Annotated in this window: 10 protein-coding genes and 1 pseudogene; 8 read left to right on the top strand and 3 right to left on the bottom strand. The window is 47.1% G+C overall.

What is annotated here, in order from left to right; all coding sequences use genetic code 11:
* The 3 genes from ABDW16_RS29820 to ABDW16_RS29810 all read right to left on the bottom strand — a co-directional run.
* The coding region (locus ABDW16_RS29820) for a glycosyltransferase (protein WP_343674960.1) at positions 1-489 on the bottom strand (489 nt) is incomplete at its 3' end.
* Positions 490-512: 23 nt separating this feature from the next.
* Positions 513-1652 (bottom strand): sugar transferase, encoded by a 1140-nt coding sequence (locus tag ABDW16_RS29815; RefSeq protein WP_343674959.1) that lies wholly within the window; start codon positions 1650-1652, stop codon positions 513-515.
* A 63-nt stretch (positions 1653-1715) separates the two neighbouring features.
* Positions 1716-2102, bottom strand: coding sequence for a response regulator (locus ABDW16_RS29810; protein ID WP_343674958.1), 387 nt, complete (start codon positions 2100-2102; stop codon positions 1716-1718).
* Positions 2103-2684: 582 nt separating this feature from the next.
* Between ABDW16_RS29810 and ABDW16_RS29805 the strand changes: the two genes are divergently transcribed.
* The 8 genes and pseudogenes from ABDW16_RS29805 to ABDW16_RS29770 all read left to right on the top strand — a co-directional run.
* Positions 2685-3863: a glycosyltransferase family 2 protein gene (locus tag ABDW16_RS29805; RefSeq protein ID WP_343674957.1), complete on the top strand. Its 1179-nt coding sequence runs from the start codon at positions 2685-2687 to the stop codon at positions 3861-3863.
* 16 nt (positions 3864-3879) lie between these two features.
* The gene (locus ABDW16_RS29800; protein WP_343674956.1) at positions 3880-5019 is read left to right on the top strand and encodes an acyltransferase family protein; all 1140 of its coding nucleotides are present in this window, start codon (positions 3880-3882) and stop codon (positions 5017-5019) included.
* Positions 5020-5320: 301 nt separating this feature from the next.
* On the top strand, positions 5321-12061 hold the full coding sequence (locus tag ABDW16_RS29795) for a fibronectin type III domain-containing protein (protein WP_343674955.1): 6741 nt from the start codon (positions 5321-5323) through the stop codon (positions 12059-12061).
* A 113-nt stretch (positions 12062-12174) separates the two neighbouring features.
* The gene (locus ABDW16_RS29790) at positions 12175-14364 is read left to right on the top strand and encodes a Wzz/FepE/Etk N-terminal domain-containing protein (RefSeq protein WP_343674954.1); all 2190 of its coding nucleotides are present in this window, start codon (positions 12175-12177) and stop codon (positions 14362-14364) included.
* On the top strand, positions 14364-15440 hold the full coding sequence (locus ABDW16_RS29785; protein WP_343674952.1) for an acyltransferase: 1077 nt from the start codon (positions 14364-14366) through the stop codon (positions 15438-15440). The genes ABDW16_RS29790 and ABDW16_RS29785 overlap by 1 nt, the downstream gene beginning before the upstream one ends.
* Before the next feature lie 3 nt (positions 15441-15443).
* Complete coding sequence (locus ABDW16_RS29780) at positions 15444-16793, top strand: oligosaccharide flippase family protein (RefSeq protein WP_343674950.1); 1350 nt, start codon at positions 15444-15446, stop codon at positions 16791-16793.
* A complete protein-coding gene (locus ABDW16_RS29775) occupies positions 16790-17962 on the top strand; it encodes a glycosyltransferase (protein ID WP_343674948.1) in 1173 nt (390 codons plus the stop codon). Before ABDW16_RS29780 ends, ABDW16_RS29775 begins: the two co-directional genes overlap by 4 nt.
* Before the next feature lie 163 nt (positions 17963-18125).
* Positions 18126-19564 (top strand): annotated as a pseudogene (locus ABDW16_RS29770) (hypothetical protein); the annotation flags it as partial.

Genomic DNA, 19564 nt, shown 5'->3' with positions numbered 1-19564 from the left:
TACATCGTGCTGACCTTTATCTTCCTCCTTGCTACCTACAGCCCAGGTACGGCCTGTAAGGAGGTTCATCTTGTTGAAGCCGGCGTATTGAATCACATTAGGGTGAGAGTAAAAGCGGATTTTGGGGCATACCACGCCAATGGTTCCGTCTTCATAAAATGGTTGCAACAGGTGCTCCAACAGGTCGGGCGTTACCTCTGTATCATTATTTACAATGAATACAAAATCGCCTTTTGCCTGCTCAATACCGAGGTTGTTACCACCGGTGAAGCCCAGGTTTACCGGGCTCAGAATGAGGCGGAGATTCGGATAGTTGCCTGCTTCAATTTGTGCAGTAGGATCAACGCTGGACCCGTTATCTACGAGGATCGTCTCAAAATTGCGGTAGGTCAGCTTTTTTGTAGACTCCAGAAATTCGCAGGTAACAGTTGTCTGGTTGAAATTAAGGGCAATAATGGACACCAATGGTGTTTGTTCTTGCAAACTCATAATCGTATTCGGTAATTATTATTTTATACATTATCCTTTTGCCTCAGGGCATTCGGAGTATTGGCGAGAATCCATATATCGTACAGCACAGAATGCTTTTCAGCATAACTTTTATCCAGGTTGATACGCTCGATCACGCTCATATCTTTATTTCCTCTCTTTTTGATCTGCCAGAGACCGGTGATGCCGGCAGGCGCCAGAAAGCGGCCTGCATAGTCGTCTGTCGTGAGAGTAGCGGCTTCGTACAGTGGCAGGGGGCGATTGCCTACGAGCGACATGTGGCCCAGCAATACATTCAGCAGCTGGGGAATTTCATCTAAACTGGTGTTGCGCAGAAAGGTGCCCAGTGGGGTGACACGGGGGTCGTTGCTTACTTTGAAAAACACAGGCCCGGTACCGTTAGTATCGTACTGGTTCAGGTGTGTCATCTGGGCTACCTGTTTGTCAGCATCCGCTACCATGGTGCGGAACTTGTAAAATTTAAAGATCTGGTAGCGGTTGCCGGCGCGGCGGGACACATAGAAAACAGGCCCTTTGGACTCCAGTTTGATCAGAATAGCGAGGACGAGAAATAATGGGGACAACAATAAAAGCAGTGTACCTGCAAATAAAATATCCAGGCCACGCTTGATGGAATAGTTAAGATAATAGACAGGTTTGATGGAGGCAGCACTGTCATCTTTTTCAACAGTCTGTGCCATCTGGCGGATCAGCTGAGCAGTGCGCAGCTTTTCTTCAAATATCGCAGGGGTAACATCAGGGGTGAGGATATCATCGATACCTCCAATGGTGCGGAGCTCTTGTTTCAGCGTTGCTGATAATGCTTCGGTATAAACAAATACAGGTACTTTTGCCAGCCGGGATTCAGTGCGAATAAAATCCCTGAGCATGCGCAGGTTGAATTGGGGATTGCCTTGTACATTACATATGATATATGTAGGTACAACATTGTTGTGCAGTTGTTCCTTCAGCACATTCACTGAAAGTGACAACTCTTTCACTGTAAAAATGTACTCATCCGTTTTGCCAGTGACACCATCGAAGAACTCATCATTACCGATACAAAGCGAGTACCTGTTCACGTGACTCGAGGTCATCGCGATGACTTTGGTACCGGATTTCTTCCTGGCATTCGGATAGCTCAATGGTAGATTAGATATCATGTGCGTTCGGTTTACTTAAGTGATTTGTGTAACAATGGTGCTGGGGGGGAAACGACTAAAGGATCATCCCGCTATACTCACAGACTGCCTTGTGCTTAACTGGTTATCTACAATCTCGAGCAACTTAATTGGATCAAATGGTTTGTTCAACACTCTTGCTACATTGGGATACAGGGGTATATTGTCCTTCAGGTCCATACCTGTCAGCACGATAACTGGTATATCGCTATACAGTGCGTTTCCTGCAAGGTTCTTGGCCAGCTGCCAACCGTCTATGTTTGGCATCTGCACATCCGTGATAATCAGATCCGGAATGTTGCCGCCGGATAACCACATGGTTGCAGTCAGTCCGTCTGTGGCAGCATATACTTTGTATTTATTGCCTAACATCGCTTCTAGCAAAAATCGCATTGGGGCACTGTCGTCTACTATTAAAATCTTCTTTTTCATTTTACTCCGGTTTAGAACATAAAAGATTGTTCAGTAAACCAAATGCATACACGCTACAACGTTGGCAGTCGTAGAATGGGCAAATGGAATCTCTTTGATCTTCCAGGAGGATAAGGTAGAATTATCACTAAAAATGGCCACTTACAGGTAAGTGCATATACGCAATAATATATTGCATACGCGCAAATACTGCGGTGGTAGTTCATTTCAGGACAAATCGGTTAAAGTGAATTTCAGAGGAGATGGCTATGGTTACATTTAGCAGATTGCTATATTCAGGGTAAAAATATTTATTATTCCTGAATAGTGCAAATAAAATATTGAACTATATTTTTTTGCAACATGAAAGACAACAATCTGATGGTCTTTATTTGAAATCTGCGTAAAAGTATAATAATTATTATTTTATAATATCTTGAAATTGGCAAATGATAAAGAATTCCTCGTGAATGATGCAAAACTGAAAGTAAACGATACTAAAATTGCGGTTGATGCATCACTATATTGACACACAATAATTTTTCTTCTTTAATTTGGCATTGTAATTACGATCGCATAACCCCTGTAAAGCCAATTTAAACGATGACTATTTTATTCTACACCAGCTTATTCATACTATTCTATAATTATATCGGGTATGGTTTCCTGGTAGGGATACTTGTAGTCTGCAAGCGGCTGCTATCAAGGGGTTCCGGGGAGTCTACTGCATTTGAGCCCGCAGTCACCCTCATCATTGCAGCATATAATGAAGCGACCTTTATACCAGAGAAAATAAAGAATACACTCGAACTGGATTACCCTGCTGATAAATTAGAAATAATAATTATCACAGACGGGTCTAATGACGGATCTGATAAAATAGTGCAGCAGTACCCACGTATAAATGGGATGCATGAACAGGAGAGAAAAGGGAAAACAGCGGCCATCAACAGGGCTATGCAGACCGTGCACACGCCGATCGTGATTTTCTGCGATGCAAATACATTGCTGAACGCAGCTGCTGTTAAAAATATTGTGCGCCACTACCAGGATCCAAAAACCGGTGGTGTAGCCGGAGAGAAAAAAGTAATGGCTGCCGGCAACAGTGGTGCAGCGGGCACTGAGGGTGTGTACTGGAAATATGAATCATTATTAAAGCGACTGGATGCTGCCCTGTATACAGTGGTCGGCGCTGCCGGTGAATTGTTTTCCGTAAGAACTGTACTTTTTACACCTGTAGAACCAGCAGTGATTTTAGATGATTTTATCATTTCGCTCCGGGTGAACCAGATGGGCTACAGGATTGCTTATGCTCCAGATGCCTTTGCAATGGAAACGCCCTCTGCAGGTATTGAAGAAGAACACAAGCGCAAGATCCGCATCAGTGCCGGCGGTTTCCAATCGATTGTTATGCTGCGTGCATTGCTCAATGTATTCCGGTATCCCCTCCTCTCCTTCCAGTACATTTCGCACCGTGTACTGCGCTGGACACTGAGCCCCCTCAGTTTGCCAATACTGTTCTTATCCTCAGCAGTACTGACTTTGCAGGGAGCAGGGGGTTTATACCAGTTCATCTTTGCCGCACAGGTAATATTTTATATACTCGCAGTTGCCGGATTTTTTCTCGCTAAGAGAGATATTAAATTCAAGCCCTGCTATATTCCGTTTTATTTTCTCTTTATGAATGTGGCGATATACGAAGGTTTTTTCCGGTATATCAGGAAACAGCAATCTGCTGTATGGGAAAAGGCCAGAAGAGAAACAGCCGTTATGAATGCGTAAAATATACAATTAAAAGATGTCGATTACTTCCAATTCACAGCGTATTAACAGCATGGATGCACTCCGGGCCCTGGCCATGTTCCTGGGCGTGGTACTACATGCCGTGATGGCGTATACTGCTACCCCGTTCGAAAATTTTTATCATGACCCGCACTATAGCAGCGGTGCTTATGATGTCATCTTTTTTGTTATACACACCTTCCGGATGCAGTTATTCTACCTGATAGCCGGGTTCTTCTTCCGTTTGTTATACTTCAGGATTGGCGAAGCTGCGTTCATCAAGCATCGTACGCAACGTATCCTGATCCCCTTCGTAGTGGGTCTGTTCCTGATCCTTCCCTTTACCAATCTGCCGCTTACAGCGTACACCGTCACCGGTGGGGGCCAGCACCTCACCGGTCCGGACATCTCCCTGATCCTCCACAATATTGTGATCTGGCGAGGTCCGGTTCACCTGTGGTTCCTGTATTACCTTACGCTGTTTTACATCATTGGTATTGTACTACTGCGGTTGAAATTGCCCCAGGTGCCGGTTGCCATCATGCCTGCACTACTACTGATGGGGTCCTTTGCATCATTATTACTGTTTGACACTTACTATATAAAATACACACCGGGGCTGGTACCAAAGCCAAATTATATTCTATATTATGGCATTTTCGTATACGCAGGGTGGGTACTGCATGCGCACAAAGAAAAATATTTCCCCCTGCTAAAACGCTATGGGGCAGTGTTTACAGCGATTGGCCTGACTGTTGCATTAGTGATATATTATAATAGTACTGCAGCCGGTATCTTGCTGAAATTGGGTATGACTATTGCTACGGTATCGCTCGTGCTTGGTTTCCTGGGCATATTCCTGCGCTGGGTCAATGCGGAATCATATATTATGCGTTACCTCTCTGACGCCTCTTACTGGGTGTACCTGGTGCATGTAGGGCTGGTATATATGATGCAGGCATGGCTGGGAGATACCCGGTTGCCGGGAATTGTGAAACCGGTATTATGTTTCATCGTACCAGTGGCCATCTCCCTGCTCACCTACCAGTGGTTTGTGCGGTACACAGTTATTGGATTTTATTTACATGGAAAGAGAGAAAAGTTGCATACGGAAGAACACAAAAGAGTATACAAAGTGTCTACATCCAAATCTTAAAAAAGGTTATAATCCTTAACACATCAGCATTACAGGGATTTAAAAAACGAATTGTTAATGTATTAAAAAAGATTTGCTTCTTTTAAATTTTATACTACCTTAGCATTCTAATATAATCTCGCCGACCAATCCTCATTTAAAACCTCACGATAATATTTTTAGCCGTTTTCCTATTTAAAGCCGCTCAGCATTGAGTTGGCCTAAACAGTTGTTAGGATACATGTGAATTTTTTGATCGCAGTATTGCCAAAACTTGCTGGGTAAGTTAATTAATCGGTTTACAACTGAAACACTTATCCATATGAGGAAATTTTACGCAATCTGTCTGTTTTTTATCATGGGCTTTGGCCATATAGCCAACGCACAGATATTTAATTCAGGCGACCCCGTTGTTAACTACGACCCTAATAATCCTCCTACCGCACCCTCGTGGGGTACGATTGGCAAATGGGTACGTACACTCCGCAGCGATGTCAATTTCACGAACAAAGACTCTTACAAGTGTTACTACCTGAATGGGATGCCTTTTCGCCTCAAATATCCCAAGAGCTATCAGCAAGGTGTAGCAGACGGTAAGAAGTACCCCATCTTTATTTTCTTCCACGGTAAAGGGGAAAGTGGTGGAATTTACGACAACGAATATTCCCTGTACCATGGTGGCGGCAAATTCTGTGCTGCTGTCGACAATGGTAGTTTTGACGGCTTTATTCTTGTTCCCCAGAACACCACCGGATATTTCGGTGCACCGCACTATTCATTCGTAAAACAGATCCTCGACACACTTATCGCCAGCAACAAGCTCGATGTAAACAGGATCTTCGTAGACGGTCTTTCTGCAGGTGGTACTGCCACCTGGGAATTTATGTTTGCCTACCCTACACTGGTGGCAGGCTTCCTGCCTATCAGCGGCTGTTCTATTGCTTACAAAGACCAGGTGGACGTATTCAAGTACATTCCTCTCTGGATCTTCCAGGGTGGCCTGGATAACAATCCACACCCTAACACCACATCACAGGTTATGACCGCAGATTCTCTTGCAGGTGGTAACTGGAAAGAAACTATTTACCCCAACGGGGGCCACGGTATCTGGAACAACGCATGGGCTGAAGCTGACTACTGGCCATGGATTAACAGGCAGAACAAAACTAACCCCTGGCCTAAATACGGCCACTACGAATTTTGCCCTGGTGAAGCAGTGAACTGTACATTAGGGTTGACAGCAGGTTTTGATGGCTACGAATGGCGCAAGAATGGAGTGACCATTCCCGGCGCTAATACAAATGAACTGGTAGTGACCGAATATGGTACCTACGACGCGAGAATAAAGAGAGGAACTGTATGGTCTGATTATTCCACAACGCCTGTTGTGGTAAAACAGAAAGCGCCCACACAGACCCCTCCTATCACTATTTCCGGCCTGATGAGTAAGGTGATCCCTGCCCCTGACGGAAACACAGCTGTGACCCTGACACTGCCTGGTGGCTATACTTCTTACCTGTGGCAGAAAGTAACCGATACCGTTACACTAGCTACCACTCAGAATTACAGCGCCAGCACTGCCGGTCAGTACCACGCAAAGGTAACTGAGCTCTACGGTTGCTCCAGCGAATGGTCCGCACCATTCAATGTAGTGCCTGCCAGCGGAACCAACGCACCGGCGCCTGCTTCCGGCCTAACAGCGACGGCTATTTCAAAAACAGCCATTACCCTCGACTGGACAGACAATCCAAATGCTACTTACAACGAAACAGGTTATGAGGTATACCGCGGTTCTACTGCCGGCGGCCCATATACCCTGGTCGGTTTGACTGCTGCCAATGCGGTTACTTATACAGACAGCCTGTTGAACCCCAACACAAAGTACTTCTACATCGTACGTGCTGTGAACGAAAGCAGCGCTGCTGCCAACAGCAATGAGGCCATTGCCCAGACTCAGGTAGACAATACGCCGCCTACTGCTCCCGGCAATCTCACTGTGGTGGGTACTACTTCGAGCGCAGTTTCTCTATCCTGGACAATCTCTACCGACGATGTAGACGTATATAAATACGATATCTATATCAATGGCATCAAATCCTACACCGTGGGAAGTGATCAGACAACCTTTACGGCTTATGGCCTGAAGAGTGATTCCCTCTATTCTTTTGTAGTAAAAGCAAGGGACGTAGCCGGAAACTCTTCTACCCGCAGCAACCAGGTAAGTGCCTATGCTGTGGCCAACGGCCTCGTTTACCGTTACTATACCGGTACATGGACTGTGTTGCCTGACTTCAATAACCTGGTGCCAGCTGAAACAGGTTACTCTGCTATCCCTGATCTCAGCGTACGTAACCAGGACGATTACTTTGGCATGGTATGGGAAGGTGAGATCCGTATCCCGGTAACCGGCAACTATACCTTCATCATCAATTCCAATGAAGGTAGTAAACTGTGGATAGACAGCAAGTACGATAATTCCGTAACTCCACTCGTTAACAACGATGGTATACACAATGCCCGTGACCGGTCAGCTACCATCTACCTGACTGCAGGTATGCACAAGATTGCTGCCGCTTACTTCGATTACACAGGCACTCAATCATTCACCCTCTCCTGGAAGAATACGGCAAATGGTATTGTCAGCGCTACACAGATCAGTGCTGACTACTTCAAGAAAACAGTGACCAATGGTGCTGTACCTAAATACCCCGGCAATGTGCTGGCGACTGCAACTGCTTACAACAAGATCAAACTGACATGGGCAGACAGCAGCAGCAACGAAACCGGTTTTGAAATATACCGTGCTACTGCACAGGCAGGTCCTTATACAACGATAGCTACCACCGCCGCTAACGTGGTTACTTACACTGATAGTAACCTGGTAGCCGCTACCACTTACTACTATCGTGTAAAAGCGATCAATAAATACGGTGATTCAGGTTTCAACCCTGCCGAAACAGGTGGCCTGATCTGGGGTGAATATCCAGGCACATTCGATTCACTGCCTAACTTCAACGCCCTCACTCCTTATATATCCGGTGTCACCACCAATGTGAACCTGAATGTAAGGGACCGTGACACTTACTATGCTCTCAAGTTCGGTGGTTATATCAATATTCCAACTACCGGCACATATACGTTCTATACTGCATCAGACGATGGTAGTAAATTATATATCGGAGGCTTTAGCGAGATTAACAGGGTTGTGAACAATAACTACAAGCAGGCAACTACCGAACGTTCCGGTACAAAGGTTCTTACCGCTGGCAGATACCCCATCTACGTAACCTATTTTCAAAATGGTGGTGGCCAGTCTTTATCTGCCAGCTACGCAGGTCCGGGTATTACCAAACGCCTGATGCCTGATAGCGCGTTCCTCTACAGGAACATGAGAGCCACTACACTGGCTCTGCCAGCGGTACCTGCTGCTCCGACCAGCCTGACACTGACTGCGCTGAGTACAAACAAGATCCAGTTAAACTGGAATGATAACTCTGCGAATGAGACCGGCTTTGAAATTTACCGCTCAGTAAATGACAGTAGTAATTTCAAGTTATTTACCACTGTTGCTGCAAACAGTACTTCCACTGCCGTGTACAACGACTCTGCACTGTTTGCCAACGTGAAGTATTTCTATAAGGTGCGTGCTAAGAACGAAGGCGGATATTCCTTATTTACTAACAGCACCGGAATTTACACACTCAACACGCCGCCTGTAATCACACAGCTGGTGAACAGGTCAGTTAGGTACGACGCCCAGCTCGTGCTGAACATCACCGCTACTGATGCAGATGGCGAAACCCTGGCGCTGACGGCAGCGAATGTACCTGCCTTCGGAACATTTGCCAACACGGGGAATGGTACAGCAACACTGACCTTCAATCCTGCCACTACCGACCAGGGTACCTATGCCAACATTACTGTAACTGCTGCCGATCAGCATAGCGGTACTGCGAGCACTTCATTCACCCTGACTGTGAATGACAACTACACACCAGTGATTGGCGCTGTGAACAATGTGACACTGGCAGAAGCCACCACTTCTTCCGTTGGCCTGACTGCTACTGATGGCAACGCGACTGACTCCATCGCCTGGACCACCAGCGGCCTGCCTTCTTTCGCTACACTGATCACAAATGGTAGCAATGCGACTATCAGCCTCGCTCCTACCTACGTCGATGCAGGTACTTACAATGTAACTGTGAATGCTAATGACGGTAAAGGTGGTATCGATACTAAAACCTTCACCATCACGGTGACTGACGTGGATCCAAGCCGTACCCTCTATGTGAACTTCTCCGATGGATCTTATCCGCCATCTGCTCCATGGAACAGTACAGGCAAGGCACCGGTACAGAACGACCTGTTCCCGAACCTGAAAGATCAGAACAGCGTAGCCACTACCGTTGGTATCAAGATCGTAAGTAACTGGAGTGCACTGGGTAATGGTTCTAACTATTATGGTACGAATACGGGCAATAACTCCGGTGTGTATCCTGACAACGTAATGAGAACTGCTTACTGGACCAATACCACCAAACAGACACTGAAACTGTATGGTCTGAGCAGCACCAGCAAGTATAGCTTCACATTCTTTGGTGCACGCGCCGATGTAACTGACAACCGTCTGACCAATTACACCATTGGTACTACGACTGTGTCTCTGCAGGCAGCATCCAATACAAAGAATACTGTTGCGATCAACAATGTATCGCCTGATGTAAACAACGAAATCAGCATCGATCTGCAGAATGGTACCGGCTCTGTATACGGCTACCTGAATGCAATGGTGGTGAAAGTAGCATACGACGATGGTAGCGCACCTGCCAAACCAACTAACCTGGCCGTGGCCAGCGGTGCAACTGGTGTGAACCTGACATGGAAAGACGTTGCCTTCAACGAAACTGCTTACGAAATATGGCGCGCTGCCACAAGAACAGGTACTTACAGCCTGCTCACACCAACAGCTGCTGCAAATGCCGTAAGCTATACCGATACTTCGGCAAAAGCACTCAACACTTATTTCTATGCCATCAGGGCGATTAACGGAAATGGCAATTCTGCATTCTCTGATACAGTAAGCATCACTACCGGCAATAACAATCCTAAACTGGATTCAATCGCTGGTGTGACCATCAAATACAACGAGACCGCTACTGTAACACTGCACGCTACAGATGATGCCGGTGATGTGCTGACACTGAAAGCCACCAACCTGCCATCTTTCGCGAAGCTGACTGACAACGGCGATGGTACAGGCAATATCGCCATCACGCCTGCTGCCGGCAATGTGGGCAGGTACACCGTAACAGTTACCGCTACTGACAACAACGGTGGTAGCACAGCCCGGACTTTCGTAATCTACATCAGGGATAAGAATCTGACATCAGTATACTTCAACTTCAACCAGACGTTGCCTGCTGATGCGCCATGGAATAACTTCAATTCTTATCCAAGCAATACTGCTGCTATCAATACCGTGGTAGACGAAACCGGTGCTACTACTGCCATTAAGATCGCCCTGCAGGATGCCTTCACAGGTACCAATGCCAGCGGTGCTACAACCGGCAATAACAGTGGCGTATATCCTGACAACGTACTGGCTACTACTTACTATACCAGTGAATCAACAGCCAGGAGGATCAAGATCACCGGCCTGTCTTCTACCTACCGTTACAACCTGATCTTCTTCGGAAGTCGTACCGGTAACGATAATAAGAATACAGACTTCACAGTAGGCAGCAACACCGTGACACTGAATGCAGCAAACAACACCAGCAATACTGTTCAGATTAACGGTATCGCGGCAGACAGCACCGGTGCCATCCTGTTCACTGTGAAACCATCTACCGGCGCTACTTACGGTTATATCAACGCTGTAGTATTACAATACTTCATCGACAACGGTTCTCCGCTGAATCCTACCAACGCTACTGCTACTGCAACTTCCAAGACCAGTATCAACGTGAAATGGCAGGATAACTCAACAAACGAAACCGGGTTCCAGGTATACCGTTCTACAGACAACAGTACCTTCACCCTGCTGGCCACAGTAGGAAACAACGTGAATTCTTATTCTGATGCAGGGCTGGGAACAGATACCCGCTACTACTATAAGATCCGCGCCATCAAGGATACTACGAAGTCTGAATATACCAACACTGCCAGTGCTTCTACTTTCATCAACGCAGTGTACATCAACTGTAACGTATATACCCCTGCCGGTACGCCATGGAACAATACCAATTCCGGTCCTTTCCAGGGTGCTACGTTCCCGAACCTGAGAGATGAAAGCGGCAACAATACCGGCCTGACCATGACCATCACCCAGGCTTTCACTGGTGACAATCCTTTTGGTATGAACACTGGCAACAACTCAGGTATTTATCCTGACAATGTAATCAGCAGTACCTACTGGGTAGATATCAATGTGGTCGGTCAGCTGAAGATCTCTGGTCTGAACCTGGCTAAGCGTTACAACTTCGTATTCTTCGCAAGCCGCAATGGCGATGGAGACAGAACTACCAACTACACCGTTGGCACCTCCACTGTATCGCTGAATGCCGGATACAATACCAGCAATACCGTTCAGATCAACGACATCGTGCCTGATGCAAACGGTGAGGCATACATCAATGTACAGGCAGGTGGCAACTCCATCTACGGCTACATCGGTGCCCTGGTAATACAGCAGTATACACCATCAGCCAGTGACCTGGATCCATCCCTGATCATGGCTAAGAAGAACAACTACCTGACAAGTGAACTGACTAACAGCGATGCCGCCGGCAAAGTGACGCTGGCCAATGTCTTCCCGAATCCGTTCGTTTCCGGTGTAACCCTGGATCTGTCGAACACCGGTAAGACCAGCAATAATATAAGCATCGTAGTCTCAGATATTTCCGGTAAGATCCTTTACTCAAGAGTACTTGGTAAACTCGATGCCGGCAGTCAACGTATCAATGTCGATCTCAGTACATCACAAATTCCAGCTGGTCCTTGCATATTGCGGGTAATAGATGGACAAAATGTAGTGAAGACTGTTAAGTTGATTAAAAATTAATAACTACCATTCTTTGATTGATTACTTATTTGTTACCGAAAAAGTCCGGTGTGAACCGGATTTTTTCGGTCATTTTAGATTAGATTTTTTTACACTTTAAAGAATACGCCGATATGGATTTGATTTATTTATTCAAATCACTACTGAGGAGAAAATGGTTAATCATCATCAGCACATTGATGGCAGTGCTGGCGGCCTTTATGTTAACCCTACACCAGGAAAAACTGTACAAGTCCGTTGCCCAACTTGCTACCGGGTATACCATGAATGACCAGGTAAAACTCAAAGATGAAAGCTTCAACGTGTACGAGATCGATGTGAAATTTAACAACGCAGTTGAGGCAATCAAGTCACCCCGTGTACTGGGCCTGACCGGTTACAATCTCATGCTGCACGACCTGGAAAACCCTGATAAACCATTCAGGGTGCCCAGTGAAGAGGACCGCAAATCACCTATCTACCGCAAACTGAACAGGCAGAAGGCGATCGAAATTCTTACCAAAAAATACAATGAAGAGCAATTGCTCAGTTCTTATGATCCTGAGGAAAGGAAAATACTGGAGCTGTTAAATATATACAGGTACGACCTCGAAACACTGCGTTATGTGCTGTACGTAGGTCGTGTGCAACGCACTGACTTTATCGATATTCAATACCGTTCTGTCAACCCTGAGCTGTCTGCCTATATCGTGAACCAGGTAGTGGCAGAATTCATGCGTAACTATGAATCCAGCCGTAACCAGCAAACGGTGCAGAATATCGAAACACTGAAGAAACTGGTGGATCAGAAACGCGAGGAACTGGATCTCAAGATCGGGAACATCAAGACGATGGGTACCCTCGATGCCACTGTAGAAAGCTCCAGCACACTGGAACAGATCTCCAACTTCGAAAGCAGGCTGGCCGATGAAAAGGCAATTCTGACCAGTGCACAACTGGCCCTGCAGCAGGTAACCCAACGCCTGTCTGAAATGGAAAGTACCAGCACACAGAATGCTGCTGCCACCAATAGCTCTAATTCAGAGCTGGCCACGCTGCGCGAAAAAATGAATGATGCCTCTAATGAATACCAGAGCAAAGGTGGTAATGATCCGGACCTGTATAATAAATACAAAAAGGCAAGAAACGATTATTCTGCCAAACTGATGGCCATGGCTTCTGCAGCACCTACTGCTACCAGCCCCGGCACCACCAAGGCAGATCTGCAACAGAAGAAAAGTGACCTGGACCTGCAGGTGAGATCTGCACAACAGAACATTGTCGCCTATGAACAAAAAATCAGGCAACTGAATAGCAGCATGGGCGCGACTGCTTCGAGAGGTGCAAACAACCTGGCACTGCAAAAAGAAGTAGAACTGGCACAACAGGAATATGAGAGCATCAAATCCCGTTACGATGCAGCGGTGAACAACAAGATCGCACCGATGGACAACTTCCACCAGATCCTGTATGGTCAGCCTGCCGTAGAACCAGAGCCTTCCAAACGCCTGATCATTATTGCAATGGCAGGTATGGCGGTAGCTGTGTTCTGCTGTATTCTCATCATCTTCCTGGAATACATTGACGTAAGCATCAAGACGCCTACCCAGTTCCTGAGAGTTCTGGAACTGAAACTGCTGGGTGTAGTGAACAGGATCAACCTGAAGAAAACACCACTGGAAGATATCTTTACCGATCCTTCCCTGAAGCAACTCGATACGGCTGCCTTCCGTGAGCTGCTGCGCAAGCTGCGTTTTGAAATGGAACACAGTGGTAAGAAGATCTTCCTGCTTACAAGTGCAAAACCAGGCGAAGGTAAATCTACCATCGTAAAGGCACTGGCGTACAGCCTGAGCCTGAGTCATAAGAAAGTATTGATCATCGATACACAGTTTCCGCACAATACATTAACGCAGGAGTTTGAAGCAAAGCCGGTACTGGAAAGTTTTAATGCTGCAGGTGGGGTCAATGCAGAAAGTATTGCAGACCTCATCTCTCCTACCACCATGCCAAATGTATTCATCATTGGCTGTGAAGGTGGTGAGTACACACCAGCTGAAATTCTGAAACCGGGCAACCTGCTGGAACACCTGGGCACACTCACCAGCGAGTACGATTACATTCTGCTGGAAGGTGCTGCACTCAATGACCGTGCTGATAGTAAGGAACTGATGCAGTATGCCGATACCATCATCACAGTAGTATCCGCAAGATCAGGTGTGAACCAGACCGACAGGGAGACGATCTCCTTCCTGCATAGTCTGAATGGCAAGTTCAGTGGTGCGGTATTAAACTTTGTTGAACCAGAAAATATAGATCTATAATGAGCACAGCGAAACCTGGCAACAACAGGCTGGCGTGGATTGATTACGCACGTGGCATTGCCATTATACTGGTACTGTACCGTCACATCTTTGAGGGCATCAGCCGCTCAGGCGTGGAGGCGACACAGTTTAGCTGGCTGGAAAATGCAAACATCATTTTCTACAGCTTCCGTATGCCGCTGTTCTTCATCCTGTCTGGTGTGTTCATTGGTAAGAGCCTGGCAAAGAGAGGAATGAAAAACCTGATCATCAATAAATTCAATATCCTGTTGTATCCATATCTGTTATGGTCCGCACTGCAGATCACTATTCAGATCTGCCTGAGCGGCCTGGTGAATGCAAACAGGGGAATTGCGGATTACGGGTACATCTTTTTGTTTCCCCGCCGCATCGATCAGTTCTGGTACCTATATGCCCTGTTCAACGTGACCGTGTTGTATATACTGACTAAGGAAAAGCTGCATCTCAAAATCTGGCACCAGCTGGTGATCGGTTTTGCAGCGTATATGTACAGCAGTTATGTATCTGTACATCATATTGACCTTGGTTTCATTTACGATATCTGTCACTTTTATCTCTTCTTTGCTATAGGTGAGCTGATTGCAGATCAGATACTGGACGGCAACAAATATCCCCTGTATAGCAGCTGGGGGTTGTTCTGGATCCTCCTGCCCTTCTTTGCCGCGGGTCAGTATTATTTTCTGGTAACGAATTTAAATAACCAGTACAACCTGTTTGTGGAAGAACATCAGCCCATATTGTTTGCGCTGATAGCACTCGTAGGTTGTGCCTTTATGATCAATATATCATTCCTGTTGCAACGTTATGGCAGTGTGAAACTGCTGCGGGTAGCAGGCTTTCATTCACTTTACATTTACGTTTCCCATGTGCTGGTAGCATCGGCTGTGCGTATGTGCCTGGTAAAGGTGTTTCATATCACCTACCTGCCGGTGTTGTTAGCCATTTGTTTATGCTTTGCCGTTGTAATCCCTATTCTGCTGTACAAGGCGGCTATGCGCGCAGGCGCATGGTGGCTGTATAGCCTGGAAAAGCCCATGGAACTTAAATTGAGCTAAGAAATGAGCGAACCAAAATACACCTACTGGCTGAAATCCGGCATCTACAGCGGATTACAGAAAATCGCCGTACTCCTGTTCGGGATCGGCAGTGTGCTGGTATTGACCCGCTCACTGACCAAGTCTGACATGGGCGTATGGAACCTCTTTCTCGTATATACCGGTATCATCGAGATCGTAAGACAAAGCCTGATTAAAAACGCCGTGATCAAATACATCAATGGTCACGCTGCCGAAGAGCACCCCCATATACAGTCTGCAGCTTTGTACCTCAATATTGTGATCACGGGCCTGATCGGTATCCTGATTGCAGCCTTTATTATCCCCGTGAGCAAAGTGTTGCAGGCACCTCCATTAGCGGGGGTGATGTACCTGTTCCTGCCTGGCTTATTGTTGTTGATACCCTTCTCTCATTTTGAATGGATTCAGAATGCCAATGCTGATTTCAGGGGTATTTTCTGGGGATACCTGGGCCGGCAGGGAACGAGTTTTACTTTAATCATCGCTCATTTAATCATCGCCCACGATATTACGTTAACACAGCTTATCCTGTATTTCAACGCCGGGCTGGTATGTGGTACTATTGTATCCGGCTACTTTGCACGGAACTTTGTCAACCGCCAGATCAGGTATCATAAAGAATGGTTTGGCAGGTTGTGGACTTTTGGCAGATGGGTGTTTGGCACGAACGTGAGTTCTTCTATTTTCCGTAATACAGATTCATTTATTATATCGTCTTTTTTAGGCACTCCTTCTGTTGCACTATACAATGTATGCCTGCGCATATCCAATCTCGTGGATGTACCTAGCCAGGTATTGGGAGACATTCTCTTTCCGAAGACAGCGAAGATGATGGAAGACGGTAACCTAAAAATGGTGAAGTACTATTACGAAAGAGCAGTGGGTTCCATTCTTGCAATAGCAGTACCTGCCAGCATTGCTATTGTACTGCTGCCTAAGCTGGTAATAGGTATCATTGCAGGTCAGGGATATATGGGCGCTGTACCTGTTTTGCAGGTAACTATATTTTATGGATTGTTTCTGCCCTTCATCAAGCAGTTTGGCACTATTATGGATTCAATAGGCCAACCCAAACTGAACTTCTATGTGATCACTGTAACGGCTATCTGTAATATATTCATCTGCATGATCTATACCCGGCAGATGGGACTGATGGGCGCAGCTTATGGTACGATGACCTCATATGGCATCTGCTTCGTTATTACGCAGACCATCCTTTACCGTAAGCTCAATACCAGCTTGCTCAACGTGGGAAAATATATGCTGCAGTTCTACCCGGAAGCGATCTCCGTGGTACAGCATCGTTATTTACTTAAATGGAAAACCAGATGATCAGGAACCGGGACATAATCATAGTAGGCTTACAGCCCTGGGACATCCGCATTGGGAGTAACTGCAAGAACATGGCGCAGGAGCTGTGTCAGTACAACCGTGTACTGTATGTAAACCGTGCATTGGACAGGATTTCGGCCATCCGTTCCAGCAATGACGAGAAGGTACTGGCCAGAAAGGCAAGCCTGCGTGGCGACGCCAATGACCTGAAGCCTATCACCGCTTCGCTCTGGACACTGGATCCACGCACGGTACTGGAATCTATTAACTGGATTCCCCTGCCGTCGCTCTTTGACAGGATCAATTTAGTCAATAATAAAAGGCTCGCCCGGGAAATTAACCAGGCGGCCCGGCGGTTGGGATTTAGTGATGCACTGTTGTTCATCGACAATGATTTTTTCCGTGCACAGTACTTGCCTGAATTGCTGGATGGTGTACAGGAGACCATCTATTATATCAGGGATAACCTGACCAGTCAGCCATATTTTAAAAAGCATGGGGTACGACTGGAGCCACTGCTCATGCAGAAAGCAACGATGGTAGCTGCTAATTCAGCTTACCTGGCAGCATATGGTGCTAAGTACAATAAAGCTTCTTTTGACATCGGGCAGGGATGCGATTTCAGTTGGACGAAAGAAATACATCCGCCGTTTAAAGATTTCAAAAGTCCTGTGATCGGTTATGTAGGCGCACTAATTACATCCCGGCTGGATATCTCATTGCTACAGCAGATTGCAACACAACGTCCTGAATGGACATTGGTCCTGGTTGGCCCGGAAGACGATGCATTCCGCAACAGTGCACTGCATCAGTTGAACAACGTACACTTTATGGGGGTGCGTCATACAACGGAGTTGCCATCATGGATCAACACTTTTGATGTATGTATCAATCCCCAGGAGCTGAACGAGATGACGATCGGGAACTATCCCCGTAAGATAGACGAGTACCTGGCACTGGGCAAACCGGTAGTGGCCACAGATACGGTAGCGATGCAGATTTTTGCGCCCTATGTATACCTCTGTAAAACTGCACGCAAAGGTAATGTTCAGCAAAGCAATTCGTGTGGCTCAGTGCCGCTTCGAGATTGGTCGCGCTGTTCTGGTGTACACGGTTGCGGTAATGCGCTTGAAAAGGCTGCACCCCGTCCGTCACGCCACGAAGCGTGAAAATGTCTGCTATCGGCTTCGTGCCAGCCAACTCGCTTTCGAGTTGGCCGCTGACAAGCTGAACACTATCTAAATCAACTCCCCCTAGGGCTGGATTCGGCCCTAGGGCCAATTCCCGTTCTTCGATTTGGGGATTGCCCATGCTGGGCGTAACAACCCAGCAATGGATAAGGAGACTGAAATGCGTAATGCTAAAGCTGCACCAGCGGGTTGGATTCCATTCATGAAGTCGTTGGCCCGTGATGCTGGGCTCAAGGTTGTAATCGGTGGCAGTCCTGCTACTGATGGTAAAACCATGTGGCTCCCGGCATTGCCAGCTGAACTCACACCAGATGATTTGGTGTTGTTCAAAGGCGATGGCTACCACGAAGTTGGTCATATCCAACGCAGCAACATTCCTTTCTTCCAGGCCTTCGGCAAAGAGCATGGCTCATTCGCCGGCTTCCTTTTGAATGCGTTAGATGACGTGTTCATGGAAGGTCGTCAGGCTGCTTGGAAGAAGACTGCGGGTCGGTATCTGCTCGATTCAACGATGGTGTTGATCAAGCGGGATCGTTTCCGCGATGGGTCGGCTGGTCTGGGCGAGGCTGTAGCGTGCTACTGCCTTGCATACCTGACCACCAAACGCTGGCCCACGGTTGGTGTTGTTACGTCCCGTGTTGAAGTCAATCTGCGCAAGCACTTGGCTCAGCACGCTGACAAGGTGATTCCTGAGCTGCGTAACCTGCTGGATGCTGAGTTCCCGTCTGTTAACTCGACAGAGGATGGCGGGGCTCTTGCACTCAAAATTATCGAACTGTTGAAGTCGCTTGCAGAGCAAGACCAGTCCCAACCTAGCCCCTCTCCTGAGAGCGGCGAAAGTAAAGGTGATGATGGCGAAGGCTCCAGTGAATCCAAACCAACCCCGTCTGATGACACCGACGAATCTGGCGAAGGCCAGAGCCAAGGTGATGATGACAATGCTGAGTCTGATGGCGAGGGCCAGGGCAAAGGCGAAGCTGACGATTCCGAAGCCGATCCGAAAGGTGAAGGCGAGGGCGACAGTGGTGCCGGCGATACCGATCCTGAGCAGGATGGCAAAGGCCAGGGCAATGGCGAAGCTGACGAGTCTAAATCTGATCCGCAAGGTGATGGTGAGGGTGAAGACGCTGCCGGCGATACTGGTACTCAGCAAGATGGCGAAAGCCAAGGGAAAGGCCAGGGTAATGCTGACGACACCACTTCTCAGCCTAAAGGCAAGGGAGAGGACGAAGGCGAAACTGAGAATGCTGGCGCGAAAAGCGGCAAGGGCGATGAGACTGGTGATGGCCAGGGCGAAAATAACCATGAAGGCGAAAGCCAGAACGGTTCTGAGTCCTCGGCAGAATCCGATAAGTCGCTCTCTCAGATGGTCGATGACATGTTGAATGAAAAACTGGGCGACCAGGAAGTCTTCGACAAGGGTGCTGAAATCAAAGAACTGGCTCAAGGTATCGCTAGCGGTGCCAACGAAGCCTACAAAGGTCAGCCATTGATCAGCTGTTTGGTATTCGATTTTTCCCCAGGTGCTGGTAAGGCCGAAGGTTTTGTCGTTGGCATGCCGGTGGTTGTAGCTGACCGCGA

This window comes from Chitinophaga sp., assembly GCF_039596135.1.
In the GTDB taxonomy this organism is placed as follows: domain Bacteria; phylum Bacteroidota; class Bacteroidia; order Chitinophagales; family Chitinophagaceae; genus Chitinophaga.
Note: the sequence above shows the minus strand (reverse complement) of the source record. Positions and strands in the feature narration are given on the sequence as shown.